Raw genomic sequence first — 18,239 nt, forward strand, 5'->3', positions numbered from 1 at the left:
AATGACGATGTCGACACGTTCAAACACAGTCGATCGGGCAAACACAGCCGATCGGGCCAACACCGCCAATCAGGTCGTGACCGACAATGCCGAAGGCATGAGCTATCTGAACCGCCTGCCGCGGCGGATCGTGATGCTCTATTTGCCGATGGCCGTCTTCGTCTTCGTTCTGCTCTTCCCGTTCTACTGGATGGCGATCACCGCGGTGAAACCCAACGAGCAGCTGACCGACTATAGCAATTACAGCCCGTTCTGGGTGGTCGGGCCGACGCTGGCGCATATCAAATACCTGTTCCTCGAGACATCCTATCCGGGCTGGCTGTGGAATACGATGCTGGTGGCGGTCTGCTCCACCTTCCTCTCACTGGTGGCTTCGGTGCTGGGCGCCTATGCCATCGAGCGCGTCCGCTTCACCGGCTCGCGTTCGGTCGGCCTGGTAATCTTCCTTGCCTATCTCGTGCCGCCGTCGATCCTCTTCATCCCGCTTGCCTTCATCGTCTTCAAGCTGGGGATCTACGACTCCCGGCTGGCGCTGATCTTCACCTACCCGACCTTCCTCATTCCTTTCTGCACCTGGCTGCTGATGGGTTATTTCCGCTCGATCCCGTTCGAGCTGGAGGAAAGCGCGCTGGTGGATGGCGCCAACAGGTGGCAGATTCTCACCAAGATCATCCTGCCGCTCGCCGTGCCGGGGCTGATTTCGGCCGGGATCTTCGCCTTCACGCTGTCCTGGAACGAATTCATCTATGCCCTTACTTTCATTCAGTCATCGGAGAATAAAACCATTCCCGTCGGCGTGCTGACCGAACTGGTGCGCGGCGATGTTTTCGAATGGGGGGCACTGATGGCCGGCGCCCTGTTCGGCTCGCTGCCGGTGGTCATCCTCTACTCGTTCTTCGTGGATTACTACGTGTCTTCGATGACCGGGGCGGTGAAGGAGTGACAGCCGCAAACGGCATGCCGAACCGCGTTCAGCGTCCCGACGTCGAGCACTGGGCCTTCTTGCGACACGTGGTATAGTTAAATTTCGGTCGTCCTCCGGACGATACGACAAAGGAACTATTCCATGGGAGACCAGAAACACCCGCTGCAACCTGGAGAAGCCGCGCCAGGATTCGCACTGGCCGCGGCCAACTTCGACGGAATGGTCTCTTTCGCCGACTTGAGCGGTCGCCCGTTCCTGATCGGCTTCTTTCGCGGGCTGCACTGCCCATTCTGCCGGCGCCAGCTGGAACAGCTTGCCGCGGTACAGCCGACCCTCTACGCCGCCGGGCTGGAGACCGTCGCCGTTATCAACACGCCGGCGGAACGCGCCCGTCTTTATTTCCGCCACCGGCCGACGCCGATAACGCTTCTATGTGACCCGGATTGCCGCACGCACCGAGCCTACGGTGTGCCACATGCCGAGTTCCTGCCCGATGGGAGCCGCGAGCAGCCCGAATGGCCCTATAGGACAACGATGGCGCAGTTCCAGACGGCACGCATCAACCCCACCGGCGAACTGCCGGAACCGATGCACCCGATGGAAGCCAACACGATACTCAATGCCAAGGACGGCTTCGAGCTTGTCGAAGCCGATCATACGATCTTCGAGAACCATGCGACCCAGCTCGTCGGGCACTACCTGGTGAAGGCGAACGGCACGATCGGCTGGGCACGGATCGAGGCGCTCGACGGACCGAACAGCCTCTCCATCTTCCCCACCACGGCGGAGATCATCGCCGCCGCCGGCAGCCTTGGACGCTGACCTGCAGCAAACCCTGTCGCCAGCGCAGCCGGCTGATCACGGAGGCTGCAAAAGCAGACCTGCCGCCAAGGCATGAAAGGCCTCGACCGCTTTCGGCAGCACGCCCTGCGGATTTTCGCTGGCGGCGATCCAGAGAGCCGCATTGAGCGCCGCGCCGCTCAGCAATCGGGCCGTCGCCTCCGCGTCAAGCGGCTTCAGGATGCCTTGTGCGATCAGGCGCTCGACGGTGCTCTTGGTCACCTGCAGACAGGTGTTCTGGCTCGGCCATTGCGAGGGATCGCCAAGAACCGCAGGCCCGTCGAGCAGAACGATGCGTTGGACTTCAGGATTGAGCGCCATCTCGATATAGGCCGCACCCTCGGCGAGCAGGCCGTGCCAATCGTTACCCGCCCGAGCCCCGATATCTTTGGCGCGAGCCGCCATTTCCATGTCGATCTGATCGACAACCGCTGCCAGCAGCCCGCGCTTGTCGCCGAAATTGTGGTAAAGCGCGCCCCGCGTCAGACCGGCGTCCGCCGTCAGCTCGTCCATCGATGCTGCGGTGTACCCCTTTTCCGCGAAAGCCTTTCGTGCAGCCGCGATCAACTTGCCACGGTTTTCCTGCATCGTTTCGCTGCGTGTTCTCGCCATCCGCCCCTCCTAAACTCACATACGCCACGTATATTAGATTGACATACGCCACGCACGCAGGATATTACACATACGTACCGTATATCAAATATTGCATACGCCTGTGAAGCGCCACCTCGCGCTGATCGGTCGTTGCCAACGATAAAGAGAGATGAGGATGACTGAACGCGAAGCAATCTTTCCTGCCGACAGGCACGCTCTTTACGAGGAGCACGGCTATTCCGCCGCGATCCGCTCCGGGGATCTGCTGTTTGTGTCCGGACAGGTCGGGAGCCGTCCGGATGGAACAGCCGAGCCCGATTTCGAACGCCAGGTCCGGCTGGCCTTCGAAAACCTGCAGGCGACGCTCAGCGCTGCGGGCTGCACGATCGATGACATCGTCGATGTCACGACCTTTCACACCGACCCTGAAAATCAATTCGCAACCATCATGGCCGTCAAGCAGCAGATTTTCAGCAAGCCACCTTACCCGAATTGGACTGCACTCGGCGTCAACTGGCTCGCCGGCTTCGACTTCGAGATAAAGGTTATCGCCCGCATTCCGGCAAGCACATGAAGCGCCACACCCGGCGGCACGGGAAACGCCCTCAAGGTGAAAACACGCAACTTGCGCCGCCGGTCTTGTCAAGAACTTGCCGACATCGCTAGCCGCCCCTATCTCATGTCGAACAGACTTGATGGAGCGACGAGATGGTGGAACTTGTGGTTGACACTCTCTTCGATACGACGATCGAGATCATTCCTCCGGAAGACAGAGAAGACCAGCCCGATGGCCGTGTCTGCCTTTGCTGCAAACGCCGGTGTCGATGGATGGACGATGACGGCTGCGGCATCTGCGAGGAATGTCTGGCCTCATGATGAACGCAGCAAGGGCGTAGCGCGATGGCACTCCGGAGCGCCGGACTTCTCATCTATCGGCGCGTGTCCAACGACCTCGAAGTCCTTCTCGTTCATCCGGGCGGCCCCTTCTGGGCTGGGAAAGACGAGGCTGCCTGGTCGATCCCGAAGGGATTGGTCGAGCCTGATGAGGATGAACTCGCAGCGGCGATGAGGGAGACAGCCGAAGAGCTTGGAGTCGCCATCGACGGCAGAGTGACGCCGCTCGGCGAATATCGGCAGCCTGGCGGCAAGATCGTCGTCGCGTGGTCGATCGAAGCCGATCCGGCATTGGACGTGAACGCAATACGAAGCTCTGAATTTCAAATGGAATGGCCGCCGAGATCAGGCCAGATGAAGAGCTTTCCGGAGGTTGACCGCGCGGGATGGTTTTCCCTGGCCGAGGCGGGAACGAAGCTGTTGAAAGGGCAGCGACCGATGCTTGCCGACCTCCTGAAGCGTCAGGAATGATCGGCGCGAAATGATTGCTTGAGCCGCCCGTTTCGCTGCACGCATGCGTGAAGCGCGCGGCAGCCATGCGTTGCTTCTGCAGACTTCCATCTCCATTTGACAGTCACAGCCGCCTCACTCAATCGAGACAACCGGCGCTGCGACCCGTCTTGGGCACGCGCGAGGAGACAATCATGAACGGCATATCGAAAACCCTGAACGACATGACGCTGGTCGAGCGGTCGAGCCTGCTCGACACCGTCGCCGACGCCCTGGAGGCAACCGCCGAGGAGGCCGAAGGGGAGGGCGACGCCCGCTTCGTCGCCAATTCCATCTGTATCGCCAATACGATCCGAGGACTATCCGGGGAGCTTGCACCGCGCGATCTGCGAGCAGCCGAGCTGCTCCTCGAGCAGGGTATCATGCTCGTCCACCAATTCTCCAGTAGGGTAAAACCAGGCAGAATGAAGCATTAACGCAGAGCGCAAATCGGGCCGGCAAAGCCGGCCCGTCCGTCATCACTGCTGCTCGATCGGCGCCGGCACCGCAGCCGGCGACACCGGCCGTCCAAGCCGATCAGCGACCAGCATCGACAGCATCATTTCCACGAGGCCATTGGCGGCGCCCTTTTCGCCGCCGGCGCCGCCGACCTGGATCTGCGGCACGAGCGGCAGCCTGCCATTTTCGATCGCCTCGGCGAAGCGCATGAGCACCTGCGAGTGGAGCTGATAGTCCGGTCCACCGAAGGCCGCGACCTTCTTCTCGGTCGCCTCGGCTTCTGCCAAACCGATGGCGCGCACCTTCTGGGCATCCGCAAGACCGGTCGCCTTGATGCGTTCGGCATCCGCAAGCGCGACGGCCTTGATCCGGTCGGCCTCACCGAGGCCGGCGAGACGCACCTTCTCGGCCTCTGCCTTGGCGGTGACCTGAATGGTTTCTGCCTGCTGGCGGGTGCGAGCGAGCTGCGCTTTTCCTTCGTTCTCGCTGATCTCGATGGTGAGTGCCGATGTGGTGATCTTGGCCTGCTGTTCGGCCAGTGCTTGCTTCTCGCGCAATGTGCGCTCCTGGACCGCCGCGGCCTCCTGCAATTTATAGGTCTCGACCTTTTCAACGGCGATCTGACGCTCGCGCAGCTGGATCAGGATCTGCTCGATGCTGTTCTGGCCATTGTTGGCGCGCGGTGTACCGATCAGCACTTCCTGCAATTCGAGGCTGTAGGAGTTGAACTTCTCGCGCATTTCGTCGCCGGATTTGCGCTGGATTTCGCTGCGTTCCTGCAGCAGTTCGATCAGGGTCTTGGTCTGGGCGATATTCTTGAAATAGGCCGAGACCATCGGATCGAGCGTCTGTTCGACCAGCCGTTTGATATCGCCGAAACGCTGCACGACGAGGGGAGCCTTCATATAGTCGATATGCACGACGACCGAGAGCGGCAGCACCGGTTCGAACGCATCCTTGGTGATCAGCGACACTTCAGACAGATTCTCGTCTAGCCTGTGCTCGCCGAACTGTTCCTTCGTCCATTTGAGCACGAAGTTGGTGGTCGGCACGATGATGATGTTGCCGGCATAGGTGTTGAACGCATATTTGCCCGGCAGAAGCGGCGTCGACCAGACACCGCGTGCGCCGGTCTCGACCAGTTCGCCATGGCGATAGGACTGGCCTGAGATATCAGCGCTTCGCCGGCCGGTATAGGAAACGACGACACCCACCGTGCCGACCTCGATGATCGTCTTCTCCACGAGTTCGACGGTCGCGAAGATACGGTTGAGGAAATAACTGCCGTCGGCAAGCACCTGCAATTGCCGGCCGCGATAACCGCCTGCGTTGAGAAATTTCTCCGGATCCTGGAAATTATTGTGGAAGTTCGGGTCTTTGGGGTTGTTGGCAACGGTCGGCGCGATGATCTCGCCATCCGGCAGCGCCGGACCGTCATGGATGGTGACGACGCCGATCAGGTCCTCCGCGTCATGAATGACGACCGGCTCGAAGCCGCTCCGCTCGCTGATCAGCGTCGACATGTCGGCAAACAGTCCTTGTTCCGACGCATTCAGGTTGACGGCATAGGTGGATTGTGCGGTCAGCACGATGAACTGCGCCAGATTGATGGCATAGGTGCCTTCGCGCAGGATCTTGCGCTGCGGCCCCGTCTGGCCGCCCTTTGTCAGAAAGCCGCGCACATCCTGAAAATCATCGGCGTCGACATTCGAGGCAAGCGTCTGGGTCGGCGGCAGCGGCTCGCCGTCACGGGCGAAGACATAACCGATCTGGCCCTGTGGAATGGTCACGAGATTGGCGCGATGCATTGCATACTGGAACGGCATGAAGAAATGCAGGCCGCCACGCACGACTTCCGGCTGGAAGCCGGCCTCGCCGTAGAGCGCAATGAAGCCATTGTCCACGGAGCCGCGAAAGCTCCAGAGCTTTTCGAGAATGCCGAGCCTGTCGTTGGGGATATAGCGGATCACGCCGCTCCACCGGAACAGGATTGCCAGCACGATGAGCGTGACGGCGATTTCGATCGCCTTCCATCCCATCGGGCTCAGATATTGCAGGGTTTCCATCTTTTCTCTCGCATGGGCGCACGGGTTCGTTCCACCCGATGGCCGCCGGTTGGTGTTGGTTGATAAGACGGGGAGATGGCGCGCCTGTTCGTTCGACGCACTAAATGTGTATCGAACGCCTGGGCTGCTCATTGTCTGGGAAAAACGACCGCGCGTCCCGAGTCCCCGATGAGGGGCGGCGTGGTCGTGAGTGATCTCACATCGGTGTCGCCTTGATAGACATGACGATGGAGGACGTAGGGATTACGCCTACAGGTTTAAAGATGCTCGACGCGGAAATTAGGCAAGTAATTCCAACGATTTCAATATTTCGAGCATTCAATTCTACTGAATTATGCTGCGTTAGCCTGTTCGTTTCGGCCGGCATTTTCCCTTGCCAGACGCCCGCAAAGTTTGAGGCCATTGGCGATTGCCTCCAATCCTCAACGGTCGAAGCCGGTCATATCGAACACGGCAGCGTTGTCCTGGACCTCGCGCAGCCCTTTGTACGAGGCGTGGCGCAGACTGCCGTCATCGGTCCAGCCGCGAAACTCGATCTCGGCGATGAGGGTCGGCTGCACGAAGACGTAGCGCTTGCCTCTCAGGGGAACGACCGGCCGGGTGGTCTTCAACCGGTCGAGCGTCTTTTTCAGGTGCTCGGCTTCGCTGGCGCTGAAACCAGTTCCGACCGAGCCCACGGAAATCCAGTCGAAACCCTTCCTGCCGGCGAGCAGCAGACTGCCGATGCCGCCGCGGGCGGCTGCCGATTGTTCGTAACCGACGATCATGAAGCTCTCGCTCTCAACGCACTTGATTTTCAGCCAGTCGCCCGTGCGGCCACTGCCATAGGGCCGGTCGCGATGTTTGGCGATGATGCCTTCCATATGATGGTGGCAGGCGTGCTCGAGGAGATCCTCGGCCGGCAGGTCTATTTCTTCGGAAAAGCGGATCGTTCGATTGCCTTCCGGTATCAGGTCTTCAAGAAGGTGCCGGCGTACGGCAAGTTCGGTGCCGGTGAGGTCATGCCCGTCAAGATACAAAAGGTCGAAGGCGTAGAGAATGGACTCGCTCGAGGCCCGCTTGCCGCCGCGACCGCCGAGCGAACGTTGCAACGCGCCGAAATTCGACCGGCCGTGGTCGTCCAAAACCACCGCTTCTCCATCCAGTATGCCGGTAGTCACGCCAAGTTCTTTGGCGGCCGCGGCGATGGTGGGAAAACGATGCGTCCAGTCATGGCCGCCGCGGGTGATGACACGAACGCCCTTCGGCTCGATGTGGATCGCAAGCCGGTAGCCATCCCACTTCGCCTCGTAGAGCCAATCCGGCCCTATCGGCACCTTGGGCTTCAGCAGTGCGAGGCACGGCTCGACCCTAGCCGGCATTGGATCGAACGGAAGGCTTGGCTGGTCGGGATCGCGCTTGCGGATCGGACGAGACTGCAGCGTTGCATTGGACTCGTTGAGGAATGGCAATGAGGGGCGGCGCGAGCGCGTCATGATCGTTGTCTGTCCTTCCCGGACTGGTTTTCAGGCTCTTCTCCAAACACGATGTCGCCTTTCCCACTCTGCTCAATCGGATTTAGGTCCGGCGAGTATTTCGGCAAGAACCGCAGCCCGGCGCCGCAGACGCTACGCGGCCTGCACACGCTGGTCCTTCGGCAGCGAAATCGTCATCGCCGCGGCGACGGCGGCCGTAACTGCAACGGCGAGATAGATGCCGCTGAAACTTTCAGTCGATATCTTGATCACGCCGCCAAAGAAGTTCCCTGTCGTGCCGCCGATGCCTTGGAACACGGTGCAGATGCCTAAGACAGTCACCGCGATGCGGGGCGTGGCGCGATGTGAGACGTAGGCCGGCAGCAAGCCATAGATCGGATAAAAGCCCAGCGAAAAGAAGACGCCGGACAGGATCGAGAGTTCCATCGAGGGTTCGAGGACGACGAGGGCGCCGGCGGCGAGGAAGCTTGAGTAGCAGGTAAGCATGGCATAGCGCGATCCGAGACGCGACGATATTGTGCCAATGGCGAAGCCTGCGCCGATCCCCACCGCCCCGATCGTTGCCCAGAGCCATGAGGCAAAGCCGACGGAGTAGCCGAGTTCCTCGCGCAGGAACGGCGAGAGATAGGTGAGATAGGGATAGGGCATCAGGCCGTTGATGAAGCCGAGCGCGAAGATCAGCGTCACCCATGGCATGATGGAGCGCAGGCTTGCTGAACCGCCGGCAGTTGGCGCCAGCGTTTCGTGGCTTGTCCCGCTGTCGAAGAGGCCGGCCCGCCCGAAGAGAATGTGGGTGACAACGGCCAGTGCGATCGTGGCCGCGCCTGTGAGAAACCAGACCATCTGCCAGTGACCGCTTCCGGCGTATGCCGCCACGAGTGCGCTGTTGATGAGGACGCCAAAGGCCGGGGCGCTGGAGATCAGGCTCATGGCAAAGCCGCGCTGTTCTGCTCTTACCACCCGCGAGGCAAGATTAATCATCGGCACGAAAGTCGATGCGCCAGTCGCGCCGGCGACCATCAGCAAGCCGGCAACCACATAGAGATTGTCGCTGATGGGGATGCTCGACAGACAGAGCCCGCAGAGCGACACGGACGCCACCACCGTCCGTGCGGCGCCGATGCGATGGACGAGCCAGGTACCGAGCACGGCGAATGCCACTGTGGAAAACTGCACCAGGCCGGTGACCGTGCCGACGAAGGCATAGTCGAAGGCAAGATCTTTCCGCATGTCGGGGATGATCTGAGGAAAAAGGCTGAGGCCGAATCCGTAACACGTGCCGACGCAGGCGATCATGACGGCTATGAGGACGTTATCCTGGATACGCACGCTAGTCATGATGATCGACCTCTGTTGGCAACCGTTCGCGCCCCCGCTCTACGCGATGATCATCTAGCATGGGCAGCCGGCGGACTGTCGGATCTGCGACGCCGGCTGCCTAAAACCTATACAAGTTAAGGAGCGGCGAGCACGCGCTACGGCGTGCTCGGCTATGCTTTTCGCCGAACCGATCGAGCCGCCGAAACAGCCAGCTTGATCGATCACCCGTTGACGCTCCGAACGCTCGCAACGCTGCCGTCGCAGGCCGCCCGGCGCTGAGCAAGCACCTTGACCGAAAAGAGCGCGTAGATGATCAACGGAAGGCAGACGAGATAGGATGTCCTGATCCCCGCATGTTCGGCAATGAAACCGAGCAGCGGCGGCGCCAGGAAGAAGACGACGAAGGTCATCTGGCCAAGGGCGGCGACGTTGAGATGCGCCGCGCGATCTGTGCGCTGGGCCGCCGCCGAGACGGCGAGAGGATAGACCGCGCTGCAGCCGGCGCCCATCAAGGCAAAGCCCGCCAGTGCCACATAGGCATGCGGAGCGCCCCAGACGGCGCAAATGCCGATCGCCGAAAGGACAAGCAGCATCGTGGCGACGGCCCGCGGGCCAAACCGATCGACCAGCGGGTCGACGAACAGGCGCGCCAGTGCCATGCAGAAAGTAAAGAGCGTCAATCCTAGTCCGCCAATAAAGGGCTCGACTGAAAACACGTCGCGCATATAGATCGCCGACCAGTCGATCCCGGCACCTTCGACGAGAAAGGCCGCGATGCCGATCACACAGAGCGGCATGAGGCTCCGGGTGGGAAGCGCCACCAGTGGCGCCTTGCCTTCATTCAACGGGGTCCGCGCGGGCGCATTGCGCATGCCTGAAATTGCCCAGACGCCGAGCACAAGCACCACGGCAAAGGTCACGGCAAGATGGAGTTGCATCGAAATACCGGCTTGGCGGACGACTGAGGAGACAAGCGCCGTGACGAAGAAGCCGAGGCTCCAGAAACCATGCGCCCTGTTCATCACGCCGCGTCCTAACTGTGCTTCGATGCGATCAATCTCGACATTGAGATTGATCTCCAGCGCCCCCGCGAGCATCCCCTCGACGAAAAGCACACAGAACACGACCGGCGCCGCACCAATCCACGGCACCAGCGACAGCAGCGCAGACGTGCCGAGAACAGTAATGAATGCCGTTGTCCGCGCGCCAAGGCGGGCGATCACGGGCGAAGACAAAGTCAACGAAATCAAGGCGCCGATCGCAGCCCCGATCAACGTCAACCCAAGCTCCGACTTGTCGACGCCAAGCGCAACCTGCAAATCCGGCATCCTCGACAACAGCGCCCCCAGCGACACGGCGAAGAGAAAGAAGCAGACATAGATCCGCTGCTGCGGCGCGATTTTCATGATGCAACTCCGGGAATTGACGCTCGAAGCCGAACGCGCGCTTTTGGATTTGTGATGTCTAACCCACAGGGCCGGAGATCAAAACATTTTTCTGAGGAGATGCGACGGAGCGAGACGCCGAGCAGAATCACGCTCTCACGGCATCTGAGCCCCGCTGACGGCGAGATAGACTGAATAGATCGAACACGTCGCCGCAATGAATAGCCGGTTGCGCTTGGGACCGCCGAAGGTGAGGTTGGCGACGGTTTGCGGCACGCGGATCTTGCCGATCAGTTTGCCGGCCGGATCGAAGCAATGCACGCCATCACCAGCGCTCGACCAGAGGTTTCCGTTCACGTCGGTGCGGATGCCGTCCGGAATGCCGCTGTCGATCACGCAGAAGACGCGGCCGTTTTCAAGCCTGAGGCCGTCGACCACGTCGAAAGCTCTTATATGGCGCGGCAGGCTTTCATCATGGCTTGCCGCCGAATCCGCCACGTAAAGAATGCTCTCGTCGGGGGAGAAGGCCAAGCCATTCGGCTGGATGAAATCGGTGACGACAGCCGCAAGCCCCCCGGTCGCCGGATCGAGCCGGTAGACGTTGCGGGTCGGCTGCTCCGGCACGGCGCGATAGCCTTCATAATCCGACATGATGCCGTAGGTGGGATCGGTGAACCAGATCGTGCCGTCGGATTTCACCACCACGTCGTTCGGCGAATTGAGCCTGACGCCTTCGAAACGATCGGCGAGCACAGTGATCGAGCCGTCGATCTCGGTGCGTGTGACGCGGCGCATCCCGTGTTCGCAGGAGATCAGCCGTCCCTGCCGGTCGCGCGTGTGGCCATTGGCGAAGTTCGAGGGTTGCCGATAGACGGAGACGCCGCTCTCCGGCGTCCATCGCAGCATGCGCTGATTGGGAATGTCGCTCCAGAGCAGCTGGTTCGCATCGTTGAACCAGACGGGACCCTCCGCCCAGCGGCAGCCGGAATAGAGTTCATCGAGGCCGGCACTAGTTACGATCAACTGCCGGAAGCGCGGGTCGTGGATTTCGTAAATGCTGGCCTCGGCCATGGCGGTCTTCCCAATTATCGCATGCCGGCCCGGCGACCGCCGGCGAGCATGATGACGCTGATGATGATGAGGCCAGTCATGATGAGGCGGATGCCCGCGCCGACCCCGTAAGTGTTGAGCATCGAGACGACCAGGAACATGAAGAGCGATGCGCCCCAGATGCCCGGCACGTTGGAATCGCCACCGGCGACCGCCGTGCCGCCGATCACGACGACGGCGATCGACATCAAGAGATATTCCGAGCCCATGTTGAGCGCCGCGCCACCGGAGAAACAGGCGAGCAGATAGCCTGCGAGCGAGGCGAGCACGGCGCAGAACAGGTAAGTGACGAAACGCGTGCCGTCGACCGGTATGCCCGCCATGCGCGCCGCCGGCATGCTCTGGCCGATCGCCGAGATCCAGCGCCCGTAGATCGTCTTGTCGAGCAGGAACCAGGCAAGCAGCGAGATGAAGAGCGCGACGATCGCCACATTCGGCACGCCGAGCGTGTTCGAGGTGGTGAACTCCGCAAGCATGCTCGGAGGCTTGATACGTAATCCCCGGTTCGTCCAGATCGCGGCGGACTGGACGATGAAGCTCATCGACAGCGTCGCGATGATCGGCGGAATACGCAGCGCCTTGATCAGCGCATAATTGCCGAGGCCGACGACAAGGCCGATGACGACGGCAATGAGAAGACCTGGCAGGATCAGGCCGTTTTCGACATTCATCAGCTTCAGCGCCACCGTGCCGGCAAGCGTCATGGTGGCGGGAACCGAGAGATCGATGTTGCCGGGACCGAGCGTGATGACGAACATCTGGCCGATACCGACGATGACCGAGAAGGCAGCGAAGGTGAGAGCTGCCTGCGACAGGCCGAGCGTGCTGGCGCCGAGCGTCACCATGATCGTCAGGAACCAGACGATGAAGGCGGCGAGCCACGACCAGATCCAGGGTTTGCCGAAGAGGCTGAGGAGTGGGGTCATCGGCGTTTCTCCCGCTTCTCCAAGCGATTCAACATCAGGCGAAGCGCAAGCACGATGATCAGGATCGCGCCTTGCGCGCCGATCTGCCAATCGGGCGAGATGCGCAGGAAGGACAGGAATGAGCCGGCAAGCGTCAGTGTCAGCGCGCCGATGACGGCGCCGACAGGGGAGACGCGGCCGCCGATGAACTCGCCGCCGCCGAGGATGACGCCGGCGATCGACAGCAGTGTGTAGCGTAGCGCAATATTAGCATCGGCCGAGGTCGTCAGGCCGACGAGGGCGATGCCGGCAAGCACCGCAAACAAGCCGGCCAGGCCGTAGGCGCTGGCGCGCGCCGCGACAATCGACCAGCCGGCGCGCTCGACCGAGCGCTGGTTGCCGCCGATGCCGCGGATCAGCACGCCGAGCGAAGAGCGCATGACGAGGAGATGGGCGACGGCGGCGATGGCGATGCTGGCGACGATCGCCATCGGCGCCAGCGGCGGCTTGACGGTCATCAGCCAGCGCACCCAATCCGGCGCCTGGCCGCCCGGTGCCGGCAGCAGCAGCACGGCAAGGCCGCCCCAGACGAAGCTCATGCCGAGGGTGACGACGATGGAGGGCAGGTTGCGCAGATGGATGACGACGCCAAGGCCCGCATAGATGGCGATTGCGCCGGCAAGGATAAGGATGCCGATCAGGGGAGTATCCCGCAGAAAGGTTGCGGTGACGCAGGCGACGAAGCTGACGAAGGTGCCCATCGACAGATCGAGATCGTTGACCGCCATCACCAGCATCTGGGCGATCGTCGCAAGCGCGATGGGAACAGCCAGGTTGAACAGCAGGTTGAGCCCGACATAGCTCATGGCGCGCGGCTGCAGCCAGAAGACGGCGGCAAGCAGCAGCGTCAACGACAGAGCGGGGATAGCAAGACGCAAGGCATCGGACGACAGTCGGAACGTCATGCGACGACCCCTTCGAAGGAGGCAGCGATGATATTCGTCTCGTTGACGGCGTCGCCGGCGAGTTCGGCGGTGATGCGGCCTTCGCGAAAGACGTAGACGCGGTCGCAGAGGCGGACTTCGTCCATTTCGGTGGAATACCAGATGAAGGTGCGGCCGCGCGCCGCTTCCTCGCGGATAATAGCGTAGACCTCCTGCTTGGTCCCGACGTCGACGCCGCGCATCGGATCGTCCATCAGAACGATCGGCGCGCGCGTTGAAAGCGCGCGGGCAAAGAGCACCTTCTGCTGGTTGCCGCCGGAAAGCGACAGGATGCGATTGGCCATATCCGGCGTGCGGATTTCGATCCGCCGCTTCCAGTCGGCGCCCTTCGTCTCCTCTTCGCCGGCGAGGATCAGGCCGCGCCGGGTAAGATCACCGAGCGAAGCGATCGAGAAGTTGCGCAGGACGCTCCAGAGTTCGAAGACGCCGTTAAGGCGGCGGTCGCCGGCGACGAAGGTAACGAGGGGGTCCCGCTCGGGCAGCCAGTTGCCGGACTGGGCGGCATGCAGGGCGAGCAGCAATTCGGTCTGCCCGTGGCCGGCCAGTCCCGCCAGCGCGATGATCTCGCCCTTGCGGGCGCTGAAGGGAAGGCCTCTCGTCTGATGGGACAGAATGAGCGGAGCGGCGGATTGTTCGCGCGTCGAGCGCTGCGCCGTCTCCTCCTTCGCAACGGTGCCCATCGCTTTGACGAGACCGTGATGGTCGAATCCATCAGCCGGACGCTCGGCAACGACGCGGCCGTCCTTCATGACGACGATGCGGTCGGAGGTTTCGAGGATCTCGTGCAGGATATGCGAGATGAAGATGACCGAGCCGCCGGCGGCGACGAAGCGGCGGACATGATCGAGCATCTGCCGGGCAAGGCTTGCATCGAGCGACGAGGTCGGCTCGTCGAGGATCACCAGGCGCGGCGCAACGCCGGCGTCGGAAAAGGCCATTGAAATCTCGACCATCTGCCGCTCGGCGATCGAGAGATCGCCCACAGCCCGGCCGCTGTCGATGCCGTGGCCGGGAAAGACGGCATCGAGGCTCTTCTCGATGACCCCGGCCGCACGCCTGCGCCAGCCGAAGCCGCCGAGATGACGATGCATGATGCGGGTGTTCTCGACGATGGACAGGTTGGGGCAGAGCGACAGCTCCTGGAAGACGCAGCGCACGCCGCGGGCCCGCGCGGCGTTGATGCCATAACGCTCCAGCCGCTCGCCGTCGCTTGCCACACTTCCTTCGTGCGGGGTGAGGCCGCCATTGATCACACTGACAATCGTCGATTTCCCGGCGCCATTGTGGCCGACGAGCCCGACGCATTCGCCCGGCATGACGCGGAGCGTGACGCCGTCGAGCGCCCTGACGGCGCCGAAGCTCACCTTGGCGCCATCGACGGCGATCACCGCCTTCAAAACCTCATCCATCCTGCCCGCCAGATCCGCTTCACAAAGAATGCCGCGCGGCCATGGGTGGCCGCGCGGCAGTCGCCAGGAGACTTACTTTGCCGACTCGATGACCTTGATGGCGTCTGCCTGCGTGTATTCCACGTTGGCGACGCCGCCGGCCTGGGTATTGGCGAGGTTCGTTTCAAGATTGTCCTGGTCGATGCGCAGGAAGGGCACGACGAGGTCCTTCTTGACCTCTTTGCCGTCGAGGATCTGCTGAGCGACCCAGAAGGCGAGCGTCGAAACGCCAGGGGCGATGGAGACCGACATGGTCTCGTATCCCTTGGCGTCCTTCTGTTCCTTCCACCATTTCAGTTCATCTTCGCGGTTGCCCATGACGATAACCGGCATCTTCCGGTCGGTCGCGGCAATCGCCTGTGCGGCGCCATAACCGTCACCGCCCTGCGTCACCACGCCGACGATATCGGGCAGGCTCGGCAGGATGCCGGCAACCGCCTTTTGCGCCACGTCCTGCGCCCAGTCGCCGTGAACGGAGCCGACGACCTTGAACTGCGGGTACTGCTTGACGCCGTCGTGGATGCCTGCCGAGATTTCGTCATCGACGAAGACACCGGCAAGGCCGCGGATTTCGAGCAGGTTGCCGCCCTCAGGGAGCTTCTTCGACAGGTATTCGACCTCGCTGCGGCCCATTTCCTTGAAGTTGACGGCGATTCGCCAGGCGCAGGGTTCGGTGACGATGCCATCGAAGGACACCACGGTGATGCCGGCATCGCAGGCTTCCTTGACCGCACCGTTCAGCGCTGTCGGCGAGGCAGCGTCCAGCACGATCGCGTCATAACCCTGCAGGATCATGTTCTGGATCTGCGCGGCCTGCTCCGTCGCCTGGTTCTCGGCGGTGGTGAAAGGATCGGCTGCGGCAACGACGCCAGCCTTCACGGCTTCACCTGTAACCTTTGCCCAGCTCGTCAGCATGGCCTGGCGCCATGAGTTGCCGGCATAGTTGTTGGAAAGGGCGATTTTCTTGGCCGACGTGTCGGCAAAGGCGGAAACGGGCATCGCGGCGCAAGCAATAGCGGCCGATGCCAGAAGCATCTTGCGGATTGTCATGTCTTCCTCCCTGATGATCGCGCTGGTCGGCGGATCGCTTCACTCCTGCCGACCCAATCGGGGCCGAGTGAAAATTGTTCTTGCACTGAGCTTCCTCCTCTCAGTAAGGGCAGGATGCGGGAGATCGACCGGCCTGTACAGGGGCAAGGCAGCAAGTCGTTTGCGGGTTTTGCGCAATTAGCTGCGGGTTTACGCAAGACGGCGGCGCTTCCGCGGGCGCTTACTGGGAAGGGATCGCGGCGGGTTGAGGAGCCTGTGCCGTCTCGGGGAGGAACCACAATGCTGCAACTCACACCGGCAGCGATGTTCGACCACTATCTCGGTATTTCCCGGCTGCTCGCGGGCCAGCTCGACTTCCGCTCGGCCATCCGTTCGGTTGCGGCCGAGGTCGCCCATATCATCCCGCACGACCATCTCGACGTCTGCGTGCTCCTGGAGGGCGGCAACTACCACACGGCCTACGAGACGGGCATCGAAACCGCCTGGGGCGATCTGGCCGGCGCGCCGGTGGTCAACAGCCCGATCCGTTCGCTGCTCTGGGGCGAGGTGGAGTTTCTGCTGGCGGAAGACGCCATGACGGACCCGCGTTTCCATTTCGAGGGCGCGTTCAAGCGGCCGATCGTCGAGGAGTCGCTGAGGAGCCGCCTGCATGTGCCGATGAAGGTGCAGGGCACGATCATCGCGGCGCTCTCCTGTTCATCGCGAACGGCAGGCGTCTATACGATGGAGGATATCGAACGCGCCCGCATCATCGCCGACCTGCTGACGCCCTATTTCTTCGCGCTGCAGGCTGCCGAACAGGCGCAACGCTCGGCGATCGTCGAGGCCGAGGCCCGCGCCCGCGAAGAGGGGCTACGGCAGGGCGCGCTGAAGCTGACCGAGGCACTGGAGCAGGAACGCCAGCGGATCGGCATGGACCTGCACGACCAGACGCTCGCCGACCTGACACGGCTCGCCCGGCGGATCGATCGGCTGTCGCGCAATGGCGAGGTGACGCCGGAGGCGCTGGAGCCGGTCTCGCGTTCGCTGCAGCATTGCATGCAGGATCTGCGGCAGATCATCGAACAGGCAAAACCATCTGTGCTCCAGCTCTTCGGTCTCGCGCAGGCGATCGAGCATCATCTCGACCGATCGACCCGCGACACGGGATCGGCCATCGAATGGGGTCTGGTCGACGAAACGCACGGCGCATTGGAGCGGCTGGAACCGACCGTCAGCGTCGCGCTGTTCCGGATTGCGCAGGAGGCGATCAACAATGCGGTGCGCCATGCCGCGCCCCTCGCCGTGACGGTGCGGCTCGACGCCGACGAGGAACGGCTGTCGATCGAAATTTCCGACGACGGGACGGGGCTTGCCAAGGCGCGGGGACGGATCGGCGGCGGCATCGACAATATGAAGACCCGGGCGCGGCTGATCTCGGCGCGCTTCACCACCGGGCCTGGCCACAACAATCGCGGGACCGTGGTGCGCGTCGTGCTGCCGCTGACCCCGCACGACCCGGCAAGCGGGCCGGACTGAGGAGAAACGCGCAATGAAGGTTCTGATCGTCGAGGACGACCCGCTGCACCGCTCCTATCTGCACGAGGCTGTTAACGCCGCCCTGCCGGAATGCGACACAGTGATCGAGGCCGAAAACGGAACGGTCGGCGAAAAGCTCGCCCGAGACCACAAGTCGGCGCATATCGTCATGGACCTGCAGATGGCAAACCGCAACGGCATCGAGGCGGCACGCACCATCTGGAAGGAGCGGCCAGAGACCCGCATCCTGTTCTGGTCGAATTATTCCGACGAGGCCTATGTGCGCGGCGTCTCGCGCATCGTGCCGGATGGCGCCGCCTACGGCTATGTGCTGAAATCCGCCTCCGACGAGCGGCTGAAGCTTGCGCTGCGCTCGATCTTCATCGAGAGCCAGTGCGTCATCGACCGCGAGGTGCGCGGCCTGCAGCAGAAAAGCCTCGGCCAGACCAACGGCTTTACCGATTCCGAATACGAGATCCTTGTCGATATCGCGCTCGGTCTGACGGACAGGGCTATCGCCAAACGCCGGGGCCTGTCGCTGCGCAGCGTGCAGAACCGCCTGCAGCAGCTCTACGACAAGCTCGACGTCTACCAGAGCGCCGGCGACGACCATGAGGACGGCCGCTTCAACCTCCGCGCCCGCGCCGTCACCGTCGCTTTCCTGCGCAAGCTCCTGAACTATAGCGCCCTGGAGCGGGCCGAGGCCGAGCTGCAGGAATGGCTCGACGGAAAGTAGTCGCTGCTGGAACGGTGACAA

17 protein-coding genes are annotated in these 18,239 nt (G+C 62.2%); 7 read left to right on the forward strand and 10 right to left on the reverse strand.

The window, feature by feature from the left end:
* Positions 1–7: 7 nt before the first annotated feature.
* Positions 8–943 carry a carbohydrate ABC transporter permease gene (locus FHX14_RS01645; RefSeq protein WP_184375682.1) on the forward strand — a complete coding sequence of 312 codons (936 nt, stop codon included), beginning with the start codon at positions 8–10 and terminating at the stop codon, positions 941–943.
* Positions 944–1,066: 123 nt separating this feature from the next.
* Positions 1,067–1,747, forward strand: coding sequence for a redoxin domain-containing protein (locus FHX14_RS01650; protein WP_184375684.1), 681 nt, complete (start codon positions 1,067–1,069; stop codon positions 1,745–1,747).
* Positions 1,748–1,783: 36 nt separating this feature from the next.
* Here the strand turns inward: FHX14_RS01650 and FHX14_RS01655 are convergent, their stop codons facing one another.
* Entirely contained in the window at positions 1,784–2,377 is a 594-nt protein-coding gene (locus tag FHX14_RS01655; protein WP_184375686.1) for a TetR/AcrR family transcriptional regulator, read from the reverse strand.
* A gap of 157 nt (positions 2,378–2,534) precedes the next feature.
* Here FHX14_RS01655 and FHX14_RS01660 point away from each other — a divergent pair, with 157 nt between their 5' ends.
* From FHX14_RS01660 to FHX14_RS01670, 3 genes are all read left to right on the forward strand, one after another.
* Entirely contained in the window at positions 2,535–2,933 is a 399-nt protein-coding gene (locus FHX14_RS01660) for a RidA family protein (protein WP_012555096.1), read from the forward strand.
* A 326-nt stretch (positions 2,934–3,259) separates the two neighbouring features.
* Complete coding sequence (locus FHX14_RS01665) at positions 3,260–3,724, forward strand: NUDIX domain-containing protein (RefSeq protein ID WP_184375688.1); 465 nt, start codon at positions 3,260–3,262, stop codon at positions 3,722–3,724.
* A 173-nt stretch (positions 3,725–3,897) separates the two neighbouring features.
* Positions 3,898–4,179, forward strand: coding sequence for a hypothetical protein (locus FHX14_RS01670; RefSeq protein WP_184375690.1), 282 nt, complete (start codon positions 3,898–3,900; stop codon positions 4,177–4,179).
* A 42-nt stretch (positions 4,180–4,221) separates the two neighbouring features.
* On the opposite strand, the gene FHX14_RS01675 is transcribed toward FHX14_RS01670, so the two are convergent.
* The 9 genes from FHX14_RS01675 to FHX14_RS01715 form a co-directional block, all read right to left on the reverse strand.
* Positions 4,222–6,267: a flotillin family protein gene (locus tag FHX14_RS01675; protein ID WP_184375692.1), complete on the reverse strand. Its 2,046-nt coding sequence runs from the start codon at positions 6,265–6,267 to the stop codon at positions 4,222–4,224.
* Between the two features lie 422 nt (positions 6,268–6,689).
* Positions 6,690–7,742 (reverse strand): non-homologous end-joining DNA ligase, encoded by a 1,053-nt coding sequence (gene ligD, locus FHX14_RS01680; protein ID WP_184375694.1) that lies wholly within the window; start codon positions 7,740–7,742, stop codon positions 6,690–6,692.
* 132 nt (positions 7,743–7,874) lie between these two features.
* On the reverse strand, positions 7,875–9,080 hold the full coding sequence (locus tag FHX14_RS01685; protein WP_184375696.1) for an MFS transporter: 1,206 nt from the start codon (positions 9,078–9,080) through the stop codon (positions 7,875–7,877).
* A gap of 203 nt (positions 9,081–9,283) precedes the next feature.
* Entirely contained in the window at positions 9,284–10,468 is a 1,185-nt protein-coding gene (locus tag FHX14_RS01690) for an MFS transporter (RefSeq protein ID WP_184375698.1), read from the reverse strand.
* A 135-nt stretch (positions 10,469–10,603) separates the two neighbouring features.
* Positions 10,604–11,518, reverse strand: a complete 915-nt coding sequence (locus tag FHX14_RS01695) for an SMP-30/gluconolactonase/LRE family protein (protein ID WP_184375700.1) — start codon at positions 11,516–11,518, stop codon at positions 10,604–10,606.
* Between the two features lie 14 nt (positions 11,519–11,532).
* Complete coding sequence (locus tag FHX14_RS01700) at positions 11,533–12,483, reverse strand: ABC transporter permease (RefSeq protein WP_184375702.1); 951 nt, start codon at positions 12,481–12,483, stop codon at positions 11,533–11,535.
* Positions 12,480–13,427 carry an ABC transporter permease gene (locus FHX14_RS01705; RefSeq protein ID WP_184375703.1) on the reverse strand — a complete coding sequence of 316 codons (948 nt, stop codon included), beginning with the start codon at positions 13,425–13,427 and terminating at the stop codon, positions 12,480–12,482. The genes FHX14_RS01700 and FHX14_RS01705 overlap by 4 nt, the downstream gene beginning before the upstream one ends.
* Positions 13,424–14,875, reverse strand: a complete 1,452-nt coding sequence (locus FHX14_RS01710) for a sugar ABC transporter ATP-binding protein (RefSeq protein ID WP_184375705.1) — start codon at positions 14,873–14,875, stop codon at positions 13,424–13,426. Before FHX14_RS01710 ends, FHX14_RS01705 begins: the two co-directional genes overlap by 4 nt.
* Positions 14,876–14,947: 72 nt before the next feature.
* On the reverse strand, positions 14,948–15,964 hold the full coding sequence (locus tag FHX14_RS01715) for an ABC transporter substrate-binding protein (protein ID WP_184375707.1): 1,017 nt from the start codon (positions 15,962–15,964) through the stop codon (positions 14,948–14,950).
* Positions 15,965–16,243: 279 nt separating this feature from the next.
* On the opposite strand from FHX14_RS01715, the gene FHX14_RS01720 reads away from it, so the two are divergent.
* Positions 16,244–17,482: a sensor histidine kinase gene (locus tag FHX14_RS01720; protein WP_184375709.1), complete on the forward strand. Its 1,239-nt coding sequence runs from the start codon at positions 16,244–16,246 to the stop codon at positions 17,480–17,482.
* Positions 17,483–17,495: 13 nt separating this feature from the next.
* A complete protein-coding gene (locus FHX14_RS01725; RefSeq protein ID WP_008536437.1) occupies positions 17,496–18,218 on the forward strand; it encodes a response regulator transcription factor in 723 nt (240 codons plus the stop codon).
* Positions 18,219–18,239: the final 21 nt, after the last annotated feature.

It is taken from the genome of Rhizobium sp. BK619, from assembly GCF_014195245.1.
Taxonomy (GTDB): domain Bacteria; phylum Pseudomonadota; class Alphaproteobacteria; order Rhizobiales; family Rhizobiaceae; genus Rhizobium; species Rhizobium acidisoli.

Bases quoted from the DNA above. Each gene is read 5' to 3' on its own strand.
- FHX14_RS01645 (WP_184375682.1), top strand. From the start codon at position 8: ATGTCGACACGTTCAAACACAGTCGATCGGGCAAACACAGCCGATCGG.
- FHX14_RS01650 (WP_184375684.1), top strand. From the start codon at position 1,067: ATGGGAGACCAGAAACACCCGCTGCAACCTGGAGAAGCCGCGCCAGGA.
- FHX14_RS01655 (WP_184375686.1), bottom strand. From the start codon at position 2,377: ATGGCGAGAACACGCAGCGAAACGATGCAGGAAAACCGTGGCAAGTTG.
- FHX14_RS01660 (WP_012555096.1), top strand. From the start codon at position 2,535: ATGACTGAACGCGAAGCAATCTTTCCTGCCGACAGGCACGCTCTTTAC.
- FHX14_RS01665 (WP_184375688.1), top strand. From the start codon at position 3,260: ATGGCACTCCGGAGCGCCGGACTTCTCATCTATCGGCGCGTGTCCAAC.
- FHX14_RS01670 (WP_184375690.1), top strand. From the start codon at position 3,898: ATGAACGGCATATCGAAAACCCTGAACGACATGACGCTGGTCGAGCGG.
- FHX14_RS01675 (WP_184375692.1), bottom strand. From the start codon at position 6,267: ATGGAAACCCTGCAATATCTGAGCCCGATGGGATGGAAGGCGATCGAA.
- ligD (WP_184375694.1), bottom strand. From the start codon at position 7,742: ATGACGCGCTCGCGCCGCCCCTCATTGCCATTCCTCAACGAGTCCAAT.
- FHX14_RS01685 (WP_184375696.1), bottom strand. From the start codon at position 9,080: ATGACTAGCGTGCGTATCCAGGATAACGTCCTCATAGCCGTCATGATC.
- FHX14_RS01690 (WP_184375698.1), bottom strand. From the start codon at position 10,468: ATGAAAATCGCGCCGCAGCAGCGGATCTATGTCTGCTTCTTTCTCTTC.
- FHX14_RS01695 (WP_184375700.1), bottom strand. From the start codon at position 11,518: ATGGCCGAGGCCAGCATTTACGAAATCCACGACCCGCGCTTCCGGCAG.
- FHX14_RS01700 (WP_184375702.1), bottom strand. From the start codon at position 12,483: ATGACCCCACTCCTCAGCCTCTTCGGCAAACCCTGGATCTGGTCGTGG.
- FHX14_RS01705 (WP_184375703.1), bottom strand. From the start codon at position 13,427: ATGACGTTCCGACTGTCGTCCGATGCCTTGCGTCTTGCTATCCCCGCT.
- FHX14_RS01710 (WP_184375705.1), bottom strand. From the start codon at position 14,875: ATGGATGAGGTTTTGAAGGCGGTGATCGCCGTCGATGGCGCCAAGGTG.
- FHX14_RS01715 (WP_184375707.1), bottom strand. From the start codon at position 15,964: ATGACAATCCGCAAGATGCTTCTGGCATCGGCCGCTATTGCTTGCGCC.
- FHX14_RS01720 (WP_184375709.1), top strand. From the start codon at position 16,244: ATGCTGCAACTCACACCGGCAGCGATGTTCGACCACTATCTCGGTATT.
- FHX14_RS01725 (WP_008536437.1), top strand. From the start codon at position 17,496: ATGAAGGTTCTGATCGTCGAGGACGACCCGCTGCACCGCTCCTATCTG.